The organism is Microbacterium sp. B24 (genome assembly GCF_000333415.1).
In the GTDB taxonomy this organism is placed as follows: domain Bacteria; phylum Actinomycetota; class Actinomycetes; order Actinomycetales; family Microbacteriaceae; genus Microbacterium.
Map to the genome: position 1 here is coordinate 1 of NZ_BADB01000472.1, position 1784 is coordinate 1784.

At 69.2% G+C, this 1784-nt stretch carries 1 protein-coding gene and 1 pseudogene; both read right to left on the reverse strand.

Annotation, left to right across the window (positions count from 1 at the left end):
• A pseudogene (locus I5I_RS13850) lies at positions 1 to 251 on the reverse strand (glucose-6-phosphate dehydrogenase); the annotation flags it as partial.
• A gap of 24 nt (positions 252 to 275) precedes the next feature.
• A partial coding sequence (locus I5I_RS13855; protein WP_239640130.1) for a glucose-6-phosphate isomerase occupies positions 276 to 1784 on the reverse strand: 1509 nt, incomplete at its 5' end.

Here is a 1784-nt window from a genome sequence, read left to right on the forward strand (position 1 = left end):
CGGACGGCATCGTGGACGACGTTCGCGAAGTCCTGATCCTCCCAGTCGCGACGGGCAAAGCCCACGAGGGCGAAACCGGGAGGCAGAAGTCCCCGGTTGGCGAGGTCGTACACGGCCGGCATCAGCTTCTTGCGCGACAGATCGCCTGTCACACCGAAGATCACCAGCGCGCTGGGACCGGCGATGCGGTTGAGGCGGCGGTCATCGGGATCGCGCAACGGATTGTGGTCGCGCGAGATCTCGGCAGTCATCGAGAAAGACTCCTCCTGGTCGCGCTACTGCGCGGCCTCGAACAGGGAAAGCACCTCGACCTGAGGGTCGGTCAGGGTGAGGGTGACCACGGGTCGTCCGTGCGCGACGAGCACATCCGCGTCGCCGGCCGCCTGAGCGGTGATCAACTGACGGAACGTGAACGGGCGACCGGGTATTTCCAGATCGACCTCTCCGGCTCCGATGATCTGCAAGAACACGCCGCTGGCCGGTCCGCCCTTGTGGAACTGCCCTGTCGAGTGCAGGAAGCGGGGACCCCAGCCGAACGTCGTCGGGCGGCCCGTGTCGGCGGCGATGAGTTCGCGGATGCCGGAAAGCTGAGGCACCGAGGTGCGATCGGCGTAGGCCTGCACGGCGACGTAGCCGTCGGGACCGAGACGAGCCCACAGGGCGTCCAGCACTCCGGCGAGTGTGCCGGACGCGGCCAGCTCGGGATCGGACACGCGCACCTCGACGCCGTTCGCTGTGAAGGCGGGGTCGCTGAGGGCAGGGCGAGAATCGAGCAGCGCGCGAGCGGCGGCCTTGGCGGACTCGACGTCGGGCTGGTCGAACGGATTGATGCCCAGCATGCGTCCCGCGATGGCCGTCGCGTACTCCCAGACGACGAACTGAGCGCCCAACGAACCGCTGACGAGTACTTCGTCGGGGTGCTGCTCGATGAGCCGGAAATGCACCGCGTCGTCCACCAGGCGTACGAGCTGCATGTCCGCCGGAGTCCGGTCGACCTCCGGGGACAGCGGCAGCAGCACCACGGGAAGGATGCCGGTGCCGTGCTTGCCCGTCGACTCCGCCACGAGCTGCTCGATCCAGTCGGGCAGGCCCACGATGTGCGTGCCGTCGCTGATCAGGCCCAGCTTGTCGCGCCGCGGGTCGCCACCGGCGATGGCCGCGGCGAGCGTGAGTGCGGGGTTGCGGGGGTCATCGATGGCGACCTCCAGAAGCGTCGCCTCCGCCTCGTCCAGGAGCTCAGCGATGTCCACGCCCGCGAGCCCCGAGGGCACCAGCCCGAAGGCCGTGAGCGCCGAATAGCGTCCCCCCACGTTCGGGTCGGCGGTGAACACGCGGTAGCCGGCCTCGCGGGCGGACTGCTCGAGCGGGGATCCCGGGTCGGTGACCACGACGATGCGCTCGGACGGATCGATGCCGAGATCCGACCAGGCGGCCGCGAAGGCGCGCTGCGCAGAATCGGTCTCGATGGTCGAGCCCGACTTCGACGCGACGACGAGAACCGTCTGCGCGAGGCTGCCGGACTCGGCATCCCCGTCGATCGCGGCCAGGACCTGCGCCGGGTCGGTCGAGTCGAGGATCACCAGCGGTACACCTGCCGTGCGTGTGATGACCTCCGGCGCGAGGGATGAGCCTCCCATCCCCGCGAGCACGACGCGGGTGAGACCCCGTGCGACGAGATCTGCGCGCAACGCGACCGGGTCGACCGATTCGAACGGCTCGTCGAGCACCAGGAGACGCGGCGCGTGCACCAGTGCGCACGCAAGCGCGACCTTCTTCGTCATGCC